Annotated in this window: 19 protein-coding genes; 8 read left to right on the top strand and 11 right to left on the bottom strand. The window is 68.2% G+C overall.

What is annotated here, in order from left to right; all coding sequences use genetic code 11:
• Positions 1-224: 224 nt before the first annotated feature.
• From DOE79_RS10570 to DOE79_RS10540, 7 genes are all read right to left on the bottom strand, one after another.
• Positions 225-596, bottom strand: a complete 372-nt coding sequence (locus DOE79_RS10570) for a LysR family transcriptional regulator (protein ID WP_120338456.1) — start codon at positions 594-596, stop codon at positions 225-227.
• A gap of 40 nt (positions 597-636) precedes the next feature.
• Positions 637-1227: a DJ-1/PfpI family protein gene (locus DOE79_RS10565; protein WP_066591854.1), complete on the bottom strand. Its 591-nt coding sequence runs from the start codon at positions 1225-1227 to the stop codon at positions 637-639.
• 126 nt (positions 1228-1353) lie between these two features.
• Entirely contained in the window at positions 1354-1749 is a 396-nt protein-coding gene (locus DOE79_RS10560; protein ID WP_245976889.1) for a DUF3592 domain-containing protein, read from the bottom strand.
• A 29-nt stretch (positions 1750-1778) separates the two neighbouring features.
• On the bottom strand, positions 1779-3245 hold the full coding sequence (locus DOE79_RS10555) for a rhamnulokinase (RefSeq protein WP_120338455.1): 1467 nt from the start codon (positions 3243-3245) through the stop codon (positions 1779-1781).
• Positions 3242-5278, bottom strand: a complete 2037-nt coding sequence (locus tag DOE79_RS10550; protein ID WP_120338454.1) for a bifunctional aldolase/short-chain dehydrogenase — start codon at positions 5276-5278, stop codon at positions 3242-3244. Before DOE79_RS10550 ends, DOE79_RS10555 begins: the two co-directional genes overlap by 4 nt.
• A 133-nt stretch (positions 5279-5411) precedes the next feature.
• A complete protein-coding gene (gene rhaI / locus DOE79_RS10545) occupies positions 5412-6578 on the bottom strand; it encodes an L-rhamnose isomerase (protein ID WP_120340280.1) in 1167 nt (388 codons plus the stop codon).
• A gap of 66 nt (positions 6579-6644) precedes the next feature.
• Entirely contained in the window at positions 6645-6989 is a 345-nt protein-coding gene (locus DOE79_RS10540) for an L-rhamnose mutarotase (protein ID WP_120338453.1), read from the bottom strand.
• A gap of 195 nt (positions 6990-7184) precedes the next feature.
• Here DOE79_RS10540 and DOE79_RS10535 point away from each other — a divergent pair, with 195 nt between their 5' ends.
• A complete protein-coding gene (locus DOE79_RS10535) occupies positions 7185-8192 on the top strand; it encodes a LacI family DNA-binding transcriptional regulator (RefSeq protein ID WP_120338452.1) in 1008 nt (335 codons plus the stop codon).
• 19 nt (positions 8193-8211) lie between these two features.
• Here DOE79_RS10535 and DOE79_RS10530 read toward each other — a convergent pair whose 3' ends face one another.
• Both DOE79_RS10530 and DOE79_RS10525 read right to left on the bottom strand, forming a co-directional pair.
• The gene (locus DOE79_RS10530; RefSeq protein ID WP_162942708.1) at positions 8212-9603 is read right to left on the bottom strand and encodes an MFS transporter; all 1392 of its coding nucleotides are present in this window, start codon (positions 9601-9603) and stop codon (positions 8212-8214) included.
• A complete protein-coding gene (locus DOE79_RS10525; protein ID WP_120338450.1) occupies positions 9600-10070 on the bottom strand; it encodes a MarR family winged helix-turn-helix transcriptional regulator in 471 nt (156 codons plus the stop codon). Before DOE79_RS10525 ends, DOE79_RS10530 begins: the two co-directional genes overlap by 4 nt.
• A gap of 164 nt (positions 10071-10234) precedes the next feature.
• Between DOE79_RS10525 and DOE79_RS10520 the strand changes: the two genes are divergently transcribed.
• A complete protein-coding gene (locus DOE79_RS10520; protein ID WP_120338449.1) occupies positions 10235-11128 on the top strand; it encodes an alpha/beta fold hydrolase in 894 nt (297 codons plus the stop codon).
• Positions 11129-11137: 9 nt separating this feature from the next.
• A complete protein-coding gene (gene lplAB, locus DOE79_RS10515; protein WP_120338448.1) occupies positions 11138-12187 on the top strand; it encodes a lipoate-protein ligase LplAB in 1050 nt (349 codons plus the stop codon).
• Between the two features lie 24 nt (positions 12188-12211).
• Here the strand turns inward: lplAB and DOE79_RS10510 are convergent, their stop codons facing one another.
• Entirely contained in the window at positions 12212-12532 is a 321-nt protein-coding gene (locus tag DOE79_RS10510; RefSeq protein ID WP_120338447.1) for a GNAT family N-acetyltransferase, read from the bottom strand.
• Between the two features lie 34 nt (positions 12533-12566).
• On the opposite strand from DOE79_RS10510, the gene DOE79_RS10505 reads away from it, so the two are divergent.
• Both DOE79_RS10505 and DOE79_RS10500 read left to right on the top strand, forming a co-directional pair.
• A complete protein-coding gene (locus DOE79_RS10505; protein ID WP_120338446.1) occupies positions 12567-13472 on the top strand; it encodes a DNA-methyltransferase in 906 nt (301 codons plus the stop codon).
• Positions 13469-14395 (top strand): LLM class F420-dependent oxidoreductase, encoded by a 927-nt coding sequence (locus tag DOE79_RS10500; RefSeq protein WP_120338445.1) that lies wholly within the window; start codon positions 13469-13471, stop codon positions 14393-14395. The genes DOE79_RS10505 and DOE79_RS10500 overlap by 4 nt, the downstream gene beginning before the upstream one ends.
• Positions 14396-14446: 51 nt before the next feature.
• On the opposite strand, the gene DOE79_RS10495 is transcribed toward DOE79_RS10500, so the two are convergent.
• Entirely contained in the window at positions 14447-15475 is a 1029-nt protein-coding gene (locus DOE79_RS10495) for a LacI family DNA-binding transcriptional regulator (RefSeq protein WP_120338444.1), read from the bottom strand.
• A gap of 274 nt (positions 15476-15749) precedes the next feature.
• Between DOE79_RS10495 and DOE79_RS10490 the strand changes: the two genes are divergently transcribed.
• The 3 genes from DOE79_RS10490 (at position 15750) to DOE79_RS10480 (ending at position 19114) form a co-directional block, all read left to right on the top strand.
• The gene (locus tag DOE79_RS10490) at positions 15750-17081 is read left to right on the top strand and encodes an ABC transporter substrate-binding protein (RefSeq protein ID WP_120338443.1); all 1332 of its coding nucleotides are present in this window, start codon (positions 15750-15752) and stop codon (positions 17079-17081) included.
• A 78-nt stretch (positions 17082-17159) separates the two neighbouring features.
• Entirely contained in the window at positions 17160-18212 is a 1053-nt protein-coding gene (locus DOE79_RS10485; RefSeq protein ID WP_066591905.1) for a carbohydrate ABC transporter permease, read from the top strand.
• Positions 18209-19114, top strand: a complete 906-nt coding sequence (locus DOE79_RS10480) for a carbohydrate ABC transporter permease (RefSeq protein WP_120338442.1) — start codon at positions 18209-18211, stop codon at positions 19112-19114. Before DOE79_RS10485 ends, DOE79_RS10480 begins: the two co-directional genes overlap by 4 nt.
• Positions 19115-19208 lie beyond the last annotated feature (94 nt).

Genomic DNA, 19208 nt, shown 5'->3' with positions numbered 1-19208 from the left:
TACTGACGCCATGCAGGCGTCGAGCATGTGGTCTGACCACACAGCCTAGCCAGCCGGCGCGCGAAAATCCACCCTGGGCACCCGGCCCGTTGTGCGGGTAGGAGAGCGACGACGCCAGGGGAGGCGCGTTCGAGCCCGTCGTCGGGGTTCAGCCGACCGCCACAGGGCCGAACGCCGGACCGGCGAGTAGGCAGCTCAGCCGCTTCCGCATGTCCCCGGCGGAGTCAGCGGGACTGGCGGCGCTTGCCCGGGGCGGACTGGCCTTTGACGGCGGGTGCGCGACCACGCCCCTTTGACGCTTTGGCCTTGCCGCCGCCGGATCCACTGCTGTTGCCCGAGCCCTGGGAGGGGCCGCCGGCCGGTGGCATGTGGGCCAGCAGCCCCTTGGACTCGCCTAACAGGGCGATCCCGGCTTCGGTGAGGAAGGGGTTGTCGGCGGCGGGTTCGAACAGCGGCACTCCGAGCTCGGCCTCCAGCGCGGCGACCGACTTCATCAGCGTCGTGCGCGACACGTTGAGGTTCTTCGCGGCGCGGGCGATGTCCAGTTCCTCGGCGACGGCGACAAAACGCCGGAGCAGTGTGGTGTCCACGGGCATCCTCTCTGCCGCACGCGGGAATCGCGCACGTGCATACAGGCTACGCGGTGGCGGCGGCCTCCACGGGCCGGCTCTGCACCCGGGCGTCGTCGAGGAGCTTCATGAACTCGCGCATCCACTCGGGGTGGTCGGGCCAGGCCCGGCCGGAGACCAGGTTGCCGTCCACGACGGCCGCGCCGTTCTCGAAGGTGCCCCCGCCCAGTTCCACGTCCAGTTTGAGGGCGGGATACGCCGAGGAGGTGCGCCCCTGCAGCACCCCGGCCGCGGCCAGCAGCATGGGCCCGTGGCAGAGCGCGGCGACCGGCGCGTTGGTCTCGAAGAAGTGCCGCACGATGCGCTTGGCGTCCTCGTCGTTGCGGATGTACTCCGGTGCCCGGCCGCCCGGAACCACCACGGCGAGGTAGTCGGCGGGATTCACGTCCTTGAACGCGATGTCGGCATCCCACATGTGGCCGAGCTTCTCGGTGTAGGTGTCGAAGCCGTCGACGAAGTCGTGCACCACGAATTGCAGTTTCTTCTTCTCCGGGGCGGCGATGTGCACCTCGTAGCCGGCCTCGCGCAGGCGCTGGTACGGGTAGAACACCTCGAGCGTCTCAGCGGCGTCTCCGGTGAGAATGATGATCTTGTCCATGGCATACCTCTCTGTATGGAGATTCTGGATATGGTTCTGAACGCCAGCATCCGTCGTCGCGGGTCTAACGGCAACCCCTGCAGCACGCCGCCGTGACCGTCGGGTCGTGGCGAGCAGCTCGAGCGGCTAGAAGAACAGCAGCACGACCCCCAGGATCGCCGAGGCGACACCCAGCGCGAGCAGGATCAATCCGGTCAGCCGCAGGGCCTTGCCGTCGTGGTCGGGCGAGTGGGTGCGGCAGCGCTCGGGCGCGCGGGCGCTGAACCACACGGTGACATCGTCGCCGGGTTCCAGGTGTACCGTCTCGTGGCTGTCGGCCAGGGCTTCGTGCACTTCGCCGGTGCTGTCGAACCAGCGGATCACCGGGCCGGACGCGGTGGCGGCGACGACACCGTCGGTCTGCACCCAGCGGCCGCCGAAACCACGCACCGACAGGCCGGCGATGTAGAGCGGAAGACCGACGAGCAGGCCCACGATGGTGAGGATCTCGCTGAGCATCGAGATGATCGCGTGAAGGTCCACCCGTGCCCGCCGTTTCCGTGTCGCTCTACCTAGTCTGAAATGTTAGCGTGCACGACCCGTGCCCGCGGTGTCGGCGAGTAGACGCGGGGCGGATAGGACTGATGCACGAGCGCCCGCAGGCTTTCCAGGCTGCCGCTGGCGAAGCCTTGCGCCCGGGCCTGCAGGAGTACGTTCCCGATCGCGGTGGCCTCCACCGGGCCGGCCAGCACCGGCAACCCGGTGTAGTCGGCCGTGAGCTGGCAGAGCAGCTCGTTCTGCGATCCGCCACCGACGAGGTGCACGGTGCGCACGGGCTGGCCCGAGAGTTCGGTGATCGTGCGGAGGGTGCGGGCGTAGGCGGCCGCGAGGCTCTCCACGATGCCACGCACCAGTTCCGCCCGGCTGTCGGGCGGGCGGGTGCCGTGCTCCCGGCAGTACTCGTCGATACGATCGGGCATGTTTCCCGGCGCCAGGAAGCGGGGGTCGTCGACGTCGAAGAGGGTGGTCGCTCCGGGCAGTGCGGCGGCCTGGGCGAGCAGGGCCGGCAGGTCGACGGGGTCGCCGTCGCGCTCCCAGGTGCGGATCGACTCGCTGAGCAGCCAGAGGCCCATCACGTTGCGCAGGTAGCGCACACGATTGTCCACCCCGCCCTCGTTGGTGAAGTTCGCCGCGCGGCTGGCCTCCGAGAGCACCGGGGCCGAGAGTTCGACCCCCACGAGCGACCAGGTGCCACTGGAGATGTAGGCGCAGTCATCGGTGAGCATCGGCACCCCCACGACGGCGGATGCGGTGTCGTGCGAGCCCACCGCCACCAGTTCGAGCCGGTTCGCGCCGACATCGGCGGCCACGGCGGGCAGCAGTGGCCCGATGGCTTCGCCCGCGGAGACGAGGTCGGGAAACAGTGTGCGTGGCAAGCTCAGCCGGCCCATCAGCTCGGTGTCCCAGTCGGCGGCGGCGCCCCCGACGGCACGCAACAGCCCGGTGGTCGAGGCGTTGCTACGCTCGGCGACCCTCCGGCCGGTCAGCCAGAAGCCGAGCAGGTCGGGGATCAGCAGCAGACCGTCGGCAACGGCGAGGTCCCCGCCGACCCGGTCCGCCGCCAGCTGATACAGGGTGTTGAAGGGCAGTACCTGCAGGCCGTTCCGGCCGTACAACTCGGCCGGCGGCACCAGGGCGTGGGTGGCCTGCACCCCTGCTGCGGTGCGGTCGTCCCGGTAGTGGAAGGGGGCCCCCAGCATCCGGTCGCCGCGCAGGAGCGCGTAGTCGACGGCCCAGGAATCGATCCCGACGCTGGCCAGCTCGGGAGCCTCCCGCGTGGCCGCGCGCAGGCCGCCGAGCGAGTTGCGGTACAGCTCCAGGATGTTCCAGTGCAGGCCGTCGATGGTGCGCACCGGATTGTTCGGGAACCGGGCCACCGAGTGCAGGTCGAGCCGGTTCGGGCCGACCTGCCCGAGCATCACCCGGCCGCTCGACGCGCCCAGGTCGACCGCGGCGACGGTGCCGTTCGCCGCGCTCACCGAAGGAACGCGGCGGCGACGCCGGCGTCGACCGGGATGTGCAGGCCGGTGGTGTGGCTGAGGTCGCTCGTGCAGAGCACGAACACGGCGTTGGCCACGTTCTCCGGCAGCACTTCGCGCTTGAGCAGGGTGCGCTGGGCGTAGTACGTGCCCAGATCGTCTTCAGCCACCCCGTAGACGGCGGCGCGCTTGGCGCCCCAGCCGCCGGCGAAGATACCGGAGCCGCGCACGACGCCGTCGGGGTTGATGCCGTTGACCTTCACTCCGTACTCGCCGAGTTCGGCCGCCAGCAGGCGCACCTGGTGGGCCTGATCGGCCTTGGTGGCCGAGTACGCGATGTTGTTGGGCCCGGCGAACACCGAGTTCTTCGACGAGATGTAGATGATGTCGCCGCCGAGCTTCTGCTCGATGAGCACCTTCGCCGCCGCTCGGGAAACCAGGAACGAACCCTTCGCCATGACGTTGTGCTGCAGATCCCAGTCGGCCACCGTGGTCTCCAGCAGCGACTTGGACAGCGACAGCCCGGCGTTGTTCACGACCAGGTCGAGGCCGCCGAAGGCGAGCACCGCGGCGTCCACGGATGCCTGCACCTCTGCTTCCACGGTGACGTTCGCCTGCACGCCGATCGCCACATCCTGGTTGCCGATCTCGGCGGCGGCGGCCTGCGCCGTGGCCAGGTCGAGGTCGGCGATGACGACGCAGGCGCCCTCGGCCGCCAGGCGGGTGGCGATGGCCTTGCCGATGCCGGAGGCCGCGCCGGTGACGAGCGCCACCCGGGTGGCCAGGGGCTTGGGTGTAGGCATCCGCTGCAGCTTGGCTTCTTCGAGCGCCCAGTATTCGATCTTGAACTTTTCGGCCTCGTCGATCGGGGCGTAGCTCGAGAGGCCCTCGGCGCCGCGCATGACGTTGATGGCGTTGAGGTAGAACTCGCCGGCCACCCGGGCGGTTTGCTTGTTGGCGCCGTAGCTGAACATGCCCACGCCGGGGATCAGCACGATGAGCGGGTCGGCGCCGCGGATGGCGGGGGAGTCCGCGGCCCTGTTCCGGTCGTAGTAGGCCTGGTAGTCGGCCCGGTAGGCCTCGTGCAGCTCCTGCAGCCGGGCGATCGAGTCCTCGACCGACGCCTCCGCCGGGAGGTCGAGCAGCAGCGGCTTCACCTTGGTGCGCAGGAAGTGGTCGGGGCAGCTCGTGCCCAGGGCGGCCAAGCGCGGGTGCTCGCTGCGGGAGAGGAAGTCGAGCACCTCGGGGGCGTCGGTGAAGTGCCCGACCTTGGTGCTGTCGGTGGAGACCAGACCGCGCAGGGTGGGAGCGAGCGCGGCCGCCTTGGCGCGGCGGTCGGCCTCGGACAGCGCGCCGAAGCCGGTCAACTCGGCGCCGAACGGTTCGGGCGACGAGTGCTCGGCGATATAGGCGGTGGCCGTGTCGATGATCCACAGCGAGTTCGCCTCGCAGACCGAGCTGGTGTCTCCCCAGGCCGTGATGCCGTGGCCGCCGAGGATGCAACCGATGGCCTGCGGGTTGGCGTCCTTGATGGCCGCGATGTCCAGGCCGAGCTGGAAGCCGGGGCGGCGCCAGGGCACCCAGACCACCCGGTCGCCGAAGATGGTTCCGGTGAGCGCCTCCCCGTCGGCGGCGGTCGCGATGGCGATGCCGGCATCCGGGTGCAGGTGGTCGACATGCGCGGCATCCACCAGCCCGTGCATGGGGGTGTCGATCGACGGCGCCGCGCCGCCCTTGCCGTGCAGCGTGTAGTCGAGGGCGGCGACCATCTCGTCTTCGCGGTCGACGCCGGGGTACACGTTGGCGAGGGCGCGCATGCGGTCCAGCCGCAGCACGGCCAGCCCGGGCTCGGTGAGGGTGCCTAGGTCGCCGCCGGAGCCCTTGACCCAGAGCAGCTGGATCTGCTCACCGGTGACCGGGTCGGTTTCGGTGCCCGTGGCCGAGGTGTTCCCGCCGGCGTAATTGGTGTTCTTAGGGTCGGCGCCGAGCCGGTTGGAACGGGTGATGAGCTCCAGAGCAGTGGGGTTGGTCATGACGAACTTCTTTCGAGGTCAGAGTGAGGTGGAGCGAGGGACCGCGAGCCAACGCGGCCCACCTGTTCCCGGTCCGGACGATTGCGCCCGGTACGCGGGGCGCAATTGTCCGCACTGGCAACAGGTGTGGGCGTCAGGCGCCCCAGCCGGCCTGCTGGCCGCCCGCGCGGTCGGCGGTGATCTGCGCCTGGTAGCCGGATGCCGCGTAGGCGGCCATGGGGTCGGCTGGCAGCCCGCGGGTCTGGCGCCAGGCGGCGAGGTCCCCGCGCACGTCGGTGTAGAAGGCGTCCATCAGGATGCCGTTGGCGCCGAGAACGTCGCCGGCGTCCTGCGCGGAGCGGAGGGCGGTGCCGTCCACCAGCAGCGCGCGGGCGGTCATCTCCTGCACGTTGAGCACCGAACGGATCTGGCCGGGGATCTTGTCCTCCACGTTGTGGCACTGGTCGAGCATGAAAGCCACCGGGGAGTCCGGGCCGAAGCCTGCGCCGCGGATGACCTCGTAGAGGATGCGGAAGAGCTGGAACGGGTCGGCGGCGCCGACGATGAGGTCGTCGTCGGCGTAGAAGCGGGAGTTGAAGTCGAACGAGCCGAGCTTGCCGAGCCGCAACAGCTGGGCGACGATGAACTCGATGTTGGTGCCGGGGGCGTGGTGGCCGGTGTCGAGGCAGACCAGGGCGCGCTCGCCGAGGGCCGAGACCTGGGCGTAGGAGGTTCCCCAGTCGGGAATATCGGTGTGATAGAACGCCGGCTCGAAGAACTTGTACTCGAGCACGAGCCGCTGCTCGGCCCCGATGCGCTCGTAGATGGCGGCGAGGGAGTCGGCGAGCCTGTCCTGACGGCCGCGGATATCGCCCTGGCCGGGGTAGTTGGTGCCGTCGGCGAGCCAGATCTTGAGGTCGCGCGAACCCGTGGCGTGCATGATGTCGATGCAGTCGAAGTGGTGGTCGATGGCTTTCTGGCGCACCGCGGCATCCGTGTGCGTGAGGCTGCCGAACTTGTAGGCGTCGTCCTGGAAGGTGTTGGAGTTGACGGTGCCGAGCTGGAGGCCGTGGTCGCCGGCGAAGCCGCGCAGGGCCGCGTAGTCGTCCACCTTGTCCCAGGGGATGTGCAGCGCCACGGTGGGGGCCAGCCCGGTGTGCTTGTGCACCGTGGCGGCATCCGCGATCTTCTCCTGGATGGTGCGGGGCGTGCCAGGTGTGGAGAACACCTTGAACCGGGTGCCGGAATTGCCGAATGCCCAGGAGGGCAGTTCGATGGCCTGGGCAGCCAGCTGGGCGGTGATGGAATCGAACGACGTCATGAGGGTCACTTCTCTGTGAGAGCCGGGAGCGGTGTGTGCGAGTCTAAATGAATCGTTTCAATGGAGTCAAGTCTGCGGGAGGCCGCGCAGCTGGTCCTCCAGGTTGAAAACCTCACGCAGCGGGAGAAAGCCCTGGTCGGGAGTGCCATCGAGGTCGACGAAGAACTCGGCCATCTCCGCCTGCCACCGGGCATTCACCGAGGTCTGGGCCATCCCGGCCTGGCTCGCGGCGAGCGATTCGGTCTCGACGTAGCCGATCAGCAGTCCGTCCTCGCGCAGGAACAGCGAGTAGTTAGTCCAGCCGGTGTCGCGCAGCGCCTCGAGCATGTCGGGCCACACCTCTGCGTGCCGAGTGACGTAGGCGTCGATGCGATCGGGCTTCACCTGCAGCTGGAAGCAGACGCGTTGCACGGAGGTCCTTTCGTGGCGGTGGCGGGTGCCCGCCGTTGCATTGAATCGTTTAAATGGCCGGGCCTCGAACATAGATCGACAGTGGGCGGCTGTCAATCGGTGCACCTGGCCGCACCCGGCCGCGGGTCACCGGCCCCCGGCCGCGTCATCGACGGCGGATAAGGTGGAGCGACAGCAGCGATTGGATGAGCTCACATGGCGGTAAGCGTGCGCGAGGTGGCGGCCCTTGCCAAGGTTTCCGTCGGCACGGTGTCGAATGTGATGAACCGCCCGGACAAGGTGGCGCCGGACACCGTGGAGCGGGTGCAGGCCGCGATCCGCCAACTGGGCTTCGTGCGCAACGACGCCGCCCGCCAGCTGCGCGCCGGGCGGAGCCGCAGCATCGGCCTCGTCGTTCTCGACGTGGGCAATCCGTTCTTCACCGACCTGGCGCGCGGCGCGGAGAAGCGCGCCGCCGAGGCGGGCCTCACCGTGCTGCTCGGCAACAGCGACGACGACGTGCAGCGCGAGAACGCCTACCTCGATCTGTTCGAGGAGCAGCGGGTGTTCGGGATTCTCGTATCGCCGGTCGATGACGCGAACGAGCGCCTCGCCGGGCTGCGCGAGCGCGGAACGGCCACGGTCCTGATCGACCGCGAGGCGGGTGACCGAAGTTTCTCCTCGGTGTCCGTAGACGACCCGGCCGGAGGTTTCGCCGCTGCGAAGCACCTGCTGGAGCGGGGTCGGCGGCGGCTGGCCTTCGTCGGCGGACCCGCGAGCCTTCGCCAGGTCACCGATCGGCTCGCCGGCGCCCGCCGGGCTGTGGCCGAGCAGGCCGGCGCGAGTCTCAACGTGATCGAGACCACCGCGTTGTCGGTCTTGGAAGGCCGCCGGGCCGGAGAAGCCATCCTGGCGAGGCCCCGAGCCGAGCGTCCGGACGCGGTCTTCGCGGCGAACGACCTGCTCGCCCTCGGCGTGCTCCAGGCCCTGAACATGAGCGGCGGTATCCAGGTCCCGGGCGACATCGCCTTGATCGGCTATGACGACATCGCCTTCGCCTCGGCGGCCGTCGTGCCGCTGTCGTCCATCCGCCAGCCCAGCGAGCTGATCGGCTACACGGCCGTTGATTTGCTCCTGCGGGAGGCGGCAGGCGGTGCCGCGGCCGAGCACGAGCAGGTCGTCTTCCAGCCCGAACTCGTGGTGCGGGCGTCCACCGGAAGCTGAGCCGGCGACCGCGTCAGCTTCAGCGCGGAGTGGTCGCCTCGATCACCGCGATCTCCCGCGTCGCGGTCTCGCGATCACGGTCGCGTTCCGCCGCGGCGGCCCTGTCTGACACGACGCGGATGGCCGAGGTGAGCGGACGACCGTCGCCCCGGTGTCGCACATTGAATCGTGCCGTGCGGGGTGAGGTGCGCGGCCGGATGCGCACGCGCAGGCGCTGGTACTTGATCATCCAGAACAGCACGGCCGCGGCCGCGAGCAGCCCAGACACGGCGGCGACGCCGATGGACCAGCGCGGACCGTACTGGTCGGCCACCCAGCCGACCAGCGGAGCGCCGAGCGGCGTGCCGCCGGCGAAGATGGCCATGTAGAGCGCCATCACCCGGCCGCGCATGGCGGGCTCGGTGGTGGTCTGCACATAGGCGTTCGCCGTGGTCATCAGGGTGAGCGAGGCAAGCCCCACGAACGCGAGTGAGATCGCGAAGGTGAGGTAGGTGGGCATCAGCGCCGCAACCGTGCAGGAGAGGCCGAAGAAGAACGCGCCGCCGACCACCAGGCGCATCCTCGGTCGGCTCCGCCGTGCGGACAGCAGGGCGCCGGCCACGCTGCCCACCGCCATGATCGAGCTCAGCATGCCGAACTCGCTGGCACCCATACCGAACTCCACGGTGGCCATCGTGGAGGTGAAGATCGCGAAGTTGAACCCGAAGGTGCCCACCAGGAACACGGTGATCAGTACGGCGACGATATCGGGCCGCTGCCACACGTAACGGAAACCGGCCAAGAGCTGGCCGCGCTCGCGCGGCGCGCGCGGTTGCTTGCGGAGTTGTTTGGTGCGGAGCAGGGTCATGGCGAACACCGTGAAGGCGAAGGTCACGGCGTTGATCAGGAAGACCCAGCCGGCGCCGACCGCCACCGTGAGCACGCCGGCCACGGCCGGGCCGATCAGCCGGGCGCCGTTGAACGAGGCCGAGTTGAGCGCCACGGCGTTCGAGAGGTTGTCGTCGGGAACCAGTTCGGAGACGAAGGTCTGTCGGGCGGGAGCGTCGATGGCGGCCACCACGCCCAGGCCGAGGGCGAAGAGGTAGACGTGCCAGAGCTCGACCACGCCCGTCACGGTGATGATGCCCAGCCCTAGCGCCAGCATGCCCATCAGGGTCTGGGTGAGCATCAGCAGCTTGCGCCGGTCGAACCTGTCCGCGATGAGACCCGACCACGGCATCAGCAGCAGTTGGGGCCCGAATTGCAGGGCCATCACGATGCCCACCGCGGTGGCGTTGTAGTCGGTGAGCTGGGTCAGCACGATCCAGTCCTGGGCCGTGCGCTGCATCCAGGTGCCCACGTTGGACACCAGGGCGCCGGCGAACCAGATCCTGTAATTGACCACGCTCAGGGAGCGGAACATTGCACTCAACTGTCGGTGAGCTCCTTCATGATGTCGGTGGCGGCGGCCAGAACCTGGCGCTGCTCGGGGGTGAGCCGCAGGATGCGCTTGGCGATCCAGTCATCGCGGCGGCGGCGAGTCTCCTTCACCAGTGCCAGCCCGGCCGGGGTGACGGTGAGGATGACCTTGCGGCCGTCCTCGGCCGAGCCGGCCCGGTCGACCAGGCCCGCCTGCACCAGCGCGTTCACGGTGCGATTCATCGAGGGCGGGGTGACCCGTTCCTCCTCGCTGAGCGCGCTGAGGGTCATCGGCCCCAGCCGGAAGACGGCGCCGAGGGCTGAGAACTGGCCGCCGGTGAGTTCGTTCTCGGCCTGTTCCTGGCGCACGCGCCGGGCGAGCCGGCCGTTGGCCAGCCGGAAGTCGTGGCTCAGTTCGGCGACGGTGCGGCGCTTGGTGTGCGCCGCCGCGGCAGGGGGAGTCGGAGGAAGGAGAGTCATGATTACTTAGCCTAACAAATTAGCCATGCTAATGATTCCCGCGGGCCCGCCAGCGGCCTCCGGAGCGCCGTGCGGCGCCCACAACTGGTCCCGGTGCGGACATCTGCACCCGGTGTGCCGGGCGCAGATGTCCGCACGGGCACCAGTTACGGCAGAATGAGCCCGTGCCCACCTTCATTGACGAATACGGCGTCCCCATCGTGTACTACGCCTGGCCGGTCGACCATCCCCGCGCCATCGTGCAGCTCGTGCACGGGGTGGGCGAACACGCCCTGCGCTACCGCGAGGTGGCGCGCGCGCTGAACCTGGCCGGGTACACCGTCTACGCCGACGATCACCGTGGCCACGGGCAGACCGGGATGCGCCAGCACGGCGGCAACGCCGACATGCTCGGCCGGCTCGGCCCGGGCGGCCTGCGCGCCGCTGTCGCGGCCGTGCACGGCTTCACCGCCGAGATCCGCCGCCTAGCGATCGAGCAGGCCGAGCCGGGGGTCCCGCCCCTGCCGCTGGTGCTCGTCGGCCACAGCTGGGGGTCGTTCATGGCCCAGATGCTCGTCAACCAGCATCCCGACGACTACCAGGCCGTCGTTCTCACCGGCACCGCCTACCGCTGGCCCGGCTACCTCGACAGCGGCGACCTCAACCGCAAACACAAGCACCTGGGCTCGACCGGAGCCGAATGGCTCAGCCGGGACCCGGCCGTGGCGGCGGCGTTCGTGGCCGATCCGCTCACGACGAGCGTGCCGCTGGCCACGTTGTTCGGGCTGCGCGATGCCGCCCGCATCCTCGGCCGCCCGGCGCGCGGCCTCCCCGCCGGGCTGCCCCTGCTCATCCAGGTCGGGGGCGACGACCCGGTCGGCGGAGAACGCAGCGCCCAGAAGCTGGCCGAGGCCTACCGGCACCGGTCGGGGCTGACGGATGTGCGGGTGATCGTCTACCCCGGCGCCCGGCACGAGGTGTTCAACGAGACCAACCGCGACGAGGTCCTCGCCGACCTGGTCTCCTGGCTCGATGCGCACCTTCCCGAGCCCGCAGGGACGGCCCCGACCGACGATTAGGCTGGGCTCATGCATGGTGAATACAAGGTTCCTGGCGGCAAGCTCGTTGTGGTCGACCTCGAGGTCGTCGACAACGTCATCAGCGGTTTCCGCCTGGCCGGCGACTTCTTCCTCGAACCCGACGATGCCCTCGAGGACATCAACCAAGCGGTGAACGGGCTCGCCGCCGACAGCGACGCGGCGACCATCGCCGCTGCCGTGCGGGCGGCACTGCCGCCCGAGGCCACCCTGCTCGGCTTCTCACCCGAGTCGGTCGCCGTGGCCGTGCGGCGTTCACTCGCCCACGCGAGCAGCTGGCGCGACTACGACTGGCAGCTCATCCACGCCAAGGCCGTGCCGCCCGTGATGCAGATGGCGCTCGACGAGGTCCTGGCCGTCGAGGTGGGCGAGGGCCGTCGCCAGCCCACCCTGCGCATCTGGGAATGGAACGAGCCCGCCGTCGTCATCGGCAGCTTCCAGTCGCTCAAGAACGAGGTCGACGCGGTCAACGCCGAGAAGCACGGCTTCACCGTGGTGCGCCGGGTGAGCGGTGGCGGCGCGATGTTCATGGAGGCCGGTTCCGTGATCACGTATTCGATCTACGCGCCCACCGAGCTCGTGCACGGCATGACCTTCGCCGATTCCTATGCCTTCCTCGACGAGTGGGTCATCACGGCCCTCAAGTCGCTCGGTATCGACGCGCACTACCAGCCGCTCAACGACATCACGAGCCCCACCGGCAAGATCGGCGGTGCCGCGCAGAAGCGCCTAGGCAGCGGTGCCGTGCTGCACCACGTGACCATGAGCTACGACATGGACGGCGAGAAGATGGTGCAGGTGCTGCGCATCGGCCGGGAGAAGCTCAGTGACAAGGGCATCACCAGCGCCGCCAAGCGCGTGGATCCGTTGCGCAGCCAGACCGGGCTCAGCCGGGCCGAGATCATCGACCGCATGAAGCAGACCTTCACGAGCCTGTACGGGGCCACGCCTGGAGATATCACCGATGAGGAATATGCCAAGGCCGCCGACCTGGTCGAGAGCAAGTTCAGCACCGACGAGTGGATCGGCCGCGTTCCCTAACGGCCCGCGAACAGCCCAGAGACGCTAGCGGCCGCGGCTGAGGAGGTCCTGGTACTCCGCGTGCGAGTCGATCCACTCCGCGACGAACGGGCAATCCGCCACCACGGTGAAATCCGTGCGGGTGCGCACGTCATCGAGCGCCTGTTCCACCAGGATGCTCGCCAGGCCGTGATCGCGCCGGGCCGGATCCACCTCGGTGTGGATGAAGCGCAGCTCCTCGCCCACGATGCGGTAGTCGGCCAGGCCGACGGGCTCGCCATCCTGCCAGAGGGTGTAGCGCGAGACCTCGGGCTCGTGCTCCACCCGCGCGCCGGTTCCGTCTGTGGTCAATTCGTCGGTCGTCATCGGAACAGCGTAGGCCGACTGACAGAATGAGGGAATGCCAAACGCGTGGACTCAGGCCTCTCCCAGCAGGGTCATCGAGGCCGACAACCTCGAGGTGCTGCCGACGCTTCCCGACGGGGCGTTCACGCTCATCTACCTCGACCCGCCGTTCAACACCGGCCGGTCGCAGAAGCGGCAGGCCACCACGTCTGTGCGCAGCACCCAGGCCAGCGGCGCGCATGCGGCCGGGACCATCACGGGCTTCAAGGGCCAACGGTACGAGCGCATCAAGGGCGATCTGCTCGGCTACGACGATCAGTTCGAGGATTACTGGGCGTTCCTCGAGCCGCGGCTGATCGAGGCCTGGCGGTTACTCGCTGACGACGGCACGCTCTACCTGCACCTCGACTACCGCGAGGCGCACTACGCCAAGGTGCTGCTCGACGCCCTCTTCGGCCGGGAGTGCTTTCTCAACGAACTCATCTGGGCCTACGACTACGGTGCCAAGTCCAAGAACCGCTGGCCCACCAAGCACGACACGATCCTGGTCTACGTGAAGAACCCGAAGAGCTACTACTTCGACTCCAGCACGGTGGATCGTGAGCCGTACATGGCCCCGGGCCTGGTGACGCCCGAGAAGGTGGCCAAGGGCAAGCTGCCCACGGATGTCTGGTGGCACACCATCGTCTCGCCCACGGGCAAGGAGAAGACCGGATACCCCACCCAGAAGCCCGTGGGGATCCTGCGCCGCATGATCCAGGCGTCCAGCCGTGAGGGCGACTGGGTGCTGGACTTCTTCGCCGGTAGCGGCACCACGGGTGCCGTCGCGGCCGCGCTCGGCCGCCGGTTCCTGCTCATCGACCAGAACCCGGAGTCCCTGGCCGTGATGCACGAGCGGCTCGGCGGGCTCCCCGGGGTCGATTTCGTCGACGCCGAGCGGGAGACAAGACTGGGAGCATGAGACTCCGCATCTTCACCGAGCCCCAGCAGGGTGCCAGCTACGACGACATCCTCGCGGTCGCGCAGGCCACAGAGACGCTCGGCTTCGACGCGTTCTTCCGCTCCGACCACTACCTCGCGATGGGGGATCACGTTTCGGGACTGCCGGGCCCGACGGATGCCTGGACCACGCTGGCCGGCCTCGCCCGCGAGACCGAGCGCATCCGGCTGGGCACCCTGGTGTCGTCGGTCACCTACCGGCCGCCGGGGATCCTGGCGATCCAGGTGGCCCAGGTGGACCAGATGTCGAAGGGCCGGGTGGAACTCGGCCTGGGCACCGGCTGGTTCGAACAGGAACACCTGGCCTACGGGATCCAGTTCCCGGCCAAGCGGTTCGGCATGCTCGAGGAGCAGCTCGAGATCGTGACCGGCCTCTGGGAGACCCCGGTGGGCCAGACCTACAGCTTCGCCGGTGAGCACTATGCGCTCATCGACTCGCCCGCCCTGCCCAAGCCCAGCCAGGCCCGCGTGCCGGTGATCGTGGGCGGCGGCGGCGCCAAGCGCACCCCGGCGCTGGCCGCGCGGTTCGCCACCGAGTTCAACCTGCCCTTCCCGGAGTTCGCCGACATTCCGGGAAAGTTCGCCGGGGTGCGCCGAGCCTGCGAAGCGGTAGGCCGCGACCCCCGCGAGCTGGTGTACTCGACCGCGCTCATCGCGGTCGCCGGAGCGGATGAGGCCGAGTTCGCGCGCCGGGCAGCCGCCGTGGGCCGGGAGCCAGGTGAGCTCCGCGAACACGGGGTGGCCGGAACCACGAGCGAGATCGTTGACCGGCTCGGCGCGCTCGCCGAGGACGGCGTGGAGTGCGTCTACCTGCAGATCATGGACCTGGCCGACCTCGACCACCTGGACTTCATCGCGCGCGAGGTCGTGCCGCAGCTGGGCTGACCCGAGTCAGGCTGACCCGAGTCAGGCTGAGCCGGCTCAGGCTGAGCCGGCTCAGGCCGAGTCGCGCAGTACCAGGCGGGTCGGCATGATGTTGTGGTGCGGCACGGCGTCATCGCCGGCCAGCAGACGCAGCAGCAGGTCGGCCATGGCGAAGCCCATCTCCTTGGATGGCTGGCTCACAGTGGTCAGCGAGATCGGGCCCGACAGCGCGGCCGGACTGTCGTCGAATGCCACCACGGCGATATCCCGGGGCACGGCCCGGCCCAGTTCGGCGAGCACACCCATGGAGCCGACGGCCATGAGGTCGCTGGCCACGAAGAGAGCGTCGATGTCGGGGCTGCGCTCCAGCAAACGGCGGGTGGCGGCGGCGGCGCCGGCGGCCGTGAAGTCGCCGTGCTCCACCGCATCCGCCGGGAGCCCGGCCTGGCCCAGCGCGTGGCGGAACCCGTTGAGGCGGTCGATACCGGCGGGCATGTCGACGGGGCCGGTGATGGTGCCGACCCGGTGCCGCCCGATGTCGATGAGGTGCTGCACACCGCTGATCGCGCCCGCGACGTTGTCGACGTCGACGAAGTAGTTGTCTGCGCCGGAGTGGTTGGTGGGCCGGCCACCGAAGACGACGGGCATGGTGGACTCGAGGTTGGCCACAAAATCGTCGCCGGTGTGGTGCGAGATGACGAGGGCACCGTCGACGTTGCCCGAACGCAGGTAGCGCATGGTCTTGTGCCGCGGGTCGCTCGAGGCGACGAGCAGGTTGAGCGTGTAGTCGCTCTCGTCGAGGCGCTGCGTGATGCCCTGCACGACGGCGGCGAAGTAGGGGTCGCCGAAGAACTTGGTCATGTCTTCGGGCACGACAAGGGCCACGGACTGCGTCTGGTGGCTGGCCAGCGATCTGGCGGCCCGGTTGGGCACGTAGTTGAGCTGCTCGATGGCCGCTTGAACCGACTCCACGACCTCCGGCCGCACCTTCGGTGAGCCGTTGACGACCCGGCTGACCGTGGCACGGGACACGCCCGCGGCGGCGGCCACCATCTCGAGGGTCGGCTGGGGCGGCCGCGCACTCCGGGTTCCCATTGTCATGGGGTCATTCTATTTCGCAAGTCCAACGGGGGCCGACAGCGCGCTGTGCGGTCGCCGAGTCGGTGGTCCGCGGCCGCCCGAGCTGGTCGCCTTGACAAGCGCTCCGCTGGTGTCCTAAGGTGGCGGTGATCAATGAGAGCGCTCTCACGCAGGTGATGAGAGCGCTCTCACACATGATTGGTGAGCGTGTCCCCGGAGGCGTTCGCCGGCACGACACGTATTCCCGCACACACGTTCTGCATTCGCACACGCACACGCACACAAAGGAGTGAAAGTGAAGTTCTCACAACGCACCAAGGTTGGGGCCGCAGTAGCCTGCGCCGCATCCTTCGCCCTCATCGCAACAGGCTGTTCCTCAGCCGGCACCGACGATGCATCAGGCGACAAGGCCATCGAGCTGACCGTCACCACGTTCGGCAGCATGGGAATGGCCGACCTCTACGCAGAGTACGAGGCCGCCAACCCGGGCATCACGATCAAGGCCAACAACATCGACACGGGTGGCAACGCCCGCACGGATGCGTTCACCAAGATCGCCGCCGGAAGCGGACTGTCCGACGTCACCGCCGTGGAAGAGGGCTGGCTCGGCTCGATCATGGATGTGTCTGACCAGTTCGTCGATCTCTCCGACTATGGTGCAGACAAGATCAAGGACCGCTGGGTTCCGTGGAAGCTCGCCCAGGGCACCGACGCGGACGGCCGCATCATCGGCTACGGCACCGACATCGGCCCGGAGGGCCTGTGCTACAACAGCAAGGCCTTCGCCGCAGCGGGGCTCCCGACCGACCGCGCCGAGGTTGCCGCAGCACTCGGTGGCAACGACGCAACCTGGGACAGCTACTTCGCACTCGGAGAGCAGTACCAGAAGGCAACCGGCAAGGCCTGGTTCGACCAGTCCGGCTTCATCTGGAACTCCATGGTGAACCAGATGGACGAGGGCTACTACACCGCGGATGGCGAGCTCAACGTCGTCGACAACGCCGACCTCAAGGCAGCCTGGACGAAGCTGGCAACGGCTGACAGCAAGGGCCTCTCCGCCGCGCAGACCCAGTGGGACTGGAACAAGGGTGCGTCGTTCACCGACGGAACCTTCGCGACCTTCATGTGCCCGGGCTGGATGCTCGGAGTCGTCCAGGGCCAGGTTGAGACCGCAGGCGGCGACGCCACCGGCGCGACCGCCGGCTGGGACTTCGCCGACGTCTTCCCCGGCGGTGCAACCAACTGGGGTGGAACCTTCCTGACCGTTCCGACGCAGTCCAAGCACCCGCAGGAAGCCGCTGACCTGGCCGCCTGGTTGACCGACGCTGACCAGCAGGTCGCCGAGTTCAAGGCGCAGGGCCCGTTCCCGAGCGTCACCGCAGCCCAGACGGATCCCGCTCTTGCTGAAGCAACCGGCGTTTCCGCGTTCTTCAACGACGCGCCGATCGCTGAAATCCTCACCAAGCGTGCCGACGGAGTGAAGGCCCAGTTCAAGGGCCCGGACGACTCGACGATCCAGGAGCAGGTCTTCGGCCCGTCCGCGATCTCGCTCGACCAGGGTGTCTCAGGCGACAAGGCCTGGGATGACGCCATGACGCTGTTCGACCAGCTCATCACCAACAAGTAGTAGCAAGAATCCGCTCGACCGGGCTCCCCGCCGCCGAATCCAGGCGTCGGGGAGCCCGACTTGAAGGCAGAAAGTCACATGACACGAACACTCGAACCAGAGATCAGCGCTCCCGCTCCTCTCAAGCGCCCCGGTCGCGCGAGCGCCCTCACCTATAAGCACAAGCTGAGCCGTCTCGACGTCAAGCTCTCGCCGTACCTGTACATCTCGCCGTTCTTCGTGCTGTTCGGTCTCGTGGGACTGTTCCCGCTGATTTACACCTTCGTGGTGTCCCTCAACAACTGGAACCTGCTCAGCGGCCCGGGGGAGTGGGTCGGCTTCGACAACTACACCGCGGAACTCGCCGACCCGTTGTTCTGGAACTCCCTGTTCAACACAATGAGCATCTTCCTGCTCTCGAGCATCCCGCAGCTCGTCGTCGCCACGGCCATCGCCGCCATCCTCGACCAGAACCTGCGCGCCAAGACCTTCTGGCGCATGAGCGTGCTCATCCCTTACGTCGTCACCCCGGTCGCGGTCGCCCTGATCTTCTCCAGTATGTTCAGCGAGCAGAGCGGCTTGGTGAACCACCTGCTCAGCTTCGTCGGCGTGGACCCGATCGGTTGGAAGACGGATGTGCTGCCCAGCCACCTGGCCATCGCCGGCATGGTGAACTGGCGCTGGACCGGCTACAACGCCCTCATCCTTCTCGCCGCGATGCAGTCGGTTCCGCGTGATATCCACGAATCCGCCGCCCTCGACGGGGCCGGCTTCGTGCGCCGGTTCTTCTCGATCACCCTGCCGAGCATCCGCCCCACCATGATCTTCGTGATCATCACCGCCACCATCGGCGGGCTGCAGATCTTCACCGAGCCGCGCCTCTACGACGCGACGAGCACGACCGCGGGCGGAGCGCATCGGCAATTCCAAACCACGGTGCTCTACCTCTGGGAGATGGCATTCCAGAGGCAGAACTTCGGCAAGGCATCAGCTGTGGCCTTCATCCTCTTCCTCATCATCGTGGCGTTCGGCCTGCTCAACTTCCTGATCTCGCAGCGGATCGCGACGACGGATAGTCGCTCCGATGTCAAAAAAGCCAAACGCGAGCTCGCCCGAACGCTCCGAGACAGCGCAAAGGAGCCCCGCGCATGACCGACACAATTGCCCGCCCCGAGACCTCGCCCGGCAGCGGATCCGCGTCAGCGGCACCCAAGAAGACCAAGCACAAGGGCCTCGGCATCGACCGCCGGCCTGGCTTCCTCACCTATGGCATCCTGATCGCGCTGTTCGCCGGCGGCACCTACCCGCTGTGGTGGTCCGTCGTGGTGGGCGCGAGTCCCTCCTCGGTGCTGTCGCAGGATTGGCCGCCGTTGCTGCCCGGCGGGCAGTTCTGGGAGAACGTGGCCGTGGTCTTCGACACAGTGCCGTTCTGGCAGGCCCTGCTCAACAGCGTGATCGTGTCGACGATCATCACCGTTTCGGTGGTGTCGTTCTCCACTCTCGCCGGCTACGCGTTCGCGAAGCTCCGGTTCCGCGGCAGCAACGGGCTGATGGTGTTCGTCGTCGCGACGATGGCCATTCCCACCCAGCTCGGCATCATCCCGCTGTTCATCCTGATGCGCCAGTTCGGCTGGACCGGATCCATCGGTGCGATCATCATCCCCACCCTGGTCACGGCTTTCGGTGTCTTTTTCATGCGCCAGTACCTGGTCGATGTCATTCCGGACGAACTGATCGAGGCCGCCAGGGTGGACGGTGCCAACATGATCACCACGTTCTGGAACGTGGCCGTGCCGGCCGCGCGACCCGCGATGGCGATCCTGTCGCTGTTCACCTTCATGATGGCCTGGACCGACTTCCTCTGGCCGATGATCGTGTCACCGCAGAACCCGACCCTCCAGGTGGCGCTCAGCCAGCTGCAGTCGGCTCGCTACATCGACTACTCGGTCGTTCTCGCCGGTGCCGTGCTGGCCACTCTCCCGCTGTTGATCCTGTTCGTGCTCGCAGGTAAGCAGCTCATCTCCGGAATCATGGCCGGGGCCGTCAAGGGCTAGGGCCCGCCACGCATCCTCGAAAGTCGACCGGCCAACCGATTACGACGGGCGCACCACAGGGGAACTATCGGGTGCGCCTCGTCGGGGGCCGGGG

The sequence above is a fragment of the Cryobacterium soli genome (genome assembly GCF_003611035.1).
Taxonomy (GTDB): domain Bacteria; phylum Actinomycetota; class Actinomycetes; order Actinomycetales; family Microbacteriaceae; genus Cryobacterium; species Cryobacterium soli.
The sequence above is the reverse complement of the archived record's forward strand: the minus strand, read 5'-3'. Positions and strand labels throughout refer to the sequence as shown.

Excerpts from the sequence above, each read along its gene's own strand:
- DOE79_RS10525 (WP_120338450.1), bottom strand. The coding sequence starts at position 10,070 with ATGACTCTCCTTCCTCCGACTCCCCCTGCCGCGGCGGCGCACACCAAG.
- DOE79_RS10505 (WP_120338446.1), top strand. The coding sequence starts at position 12,567 with ATGCCAAACGCGTGGACTCAGGCCTCTCCCAGCAGGGTCATCGAGGCC.
- DOE79_RS10510 (WP_120338447.1), bottom strand. The coding sequence starts at position 12,532 with ATGACGACCGACGAATTGACCACAGACGGAACCGGCGCGCGGGTGGAG.
- DOE79_RS10570 (WP_120338456.1), bottom strand. The coding sequence starts at position 596 with ATGCCCGTGGACACCACACTGCTCCGGCGTTTTGTCGCCGTCGCCGAG.
- lplAB (WP_120338448.1), top strand. The coding sequence starts at position 11,138 with ATGCATGGTGAATACAAGGTTCCTGGCGGCAAGCTCGTTGTGGTCGAC.
- DOE79_RS10565 (WP_066591854.1), bottom strand. The coding sequence starts at position 1,227 with ATGGACAAGATCATCATTCTCACCGGAGACGCCGCTGAGACGCTCGAG.
- DOE79_RS10550 (WP_120338454.1), bottom strand. The coding sequence starts at position 5,278 with ATGACCAACCCCACTGCTCTGGAGCTCATCACCCGTTCCAACCGGCTC.
- DOE79_RS10535 (WP_120338452.1), top strand. The coding sequence starts at position 7,185 with ATGGCGGTAAGCGTGCGCGAGGTGGCGGCCCTTGCCAAGGTTTCCGTC.
- DOE79_RS10485 (WP_066591905.1), top strand. The coding sequence starts at position 17,160 with ATGACACGAACACTCGAACCAGAGATCAGCGCTCCCGCTCCTCTCAAG.
- DOE79_RS10500 (WP_120338445.1), top strand. The coding sequence starts at position 13,469 with ATGAGACTCCGCATCTTCACCGAGCCCCAGCAGGGTGCCAGCTACGAC.
- DOE79_RS10480 (WP_120338442.1), top strand. The coding sequence starts at position 18,209 with ATGACCGACACAATTGCCCGCCCCGAGACCTCGCCCGGCAGCGGATCC.
- rhaI (WP_120340280.1), bottom strand. The coding sequence starts at position 6,578 with ATGACGTCGTTCGATTCCATCACCGCCCAGCTGGCTGCCCAGGCCATC.
- DOE79_RS10495 (WP_120338444.1), bottom strand. The coding sequence starts at position 15,475 with ATGACAATGGGAACCCGGAGTGCGCGGCCGCCCCAGCCGACCCTCGAG.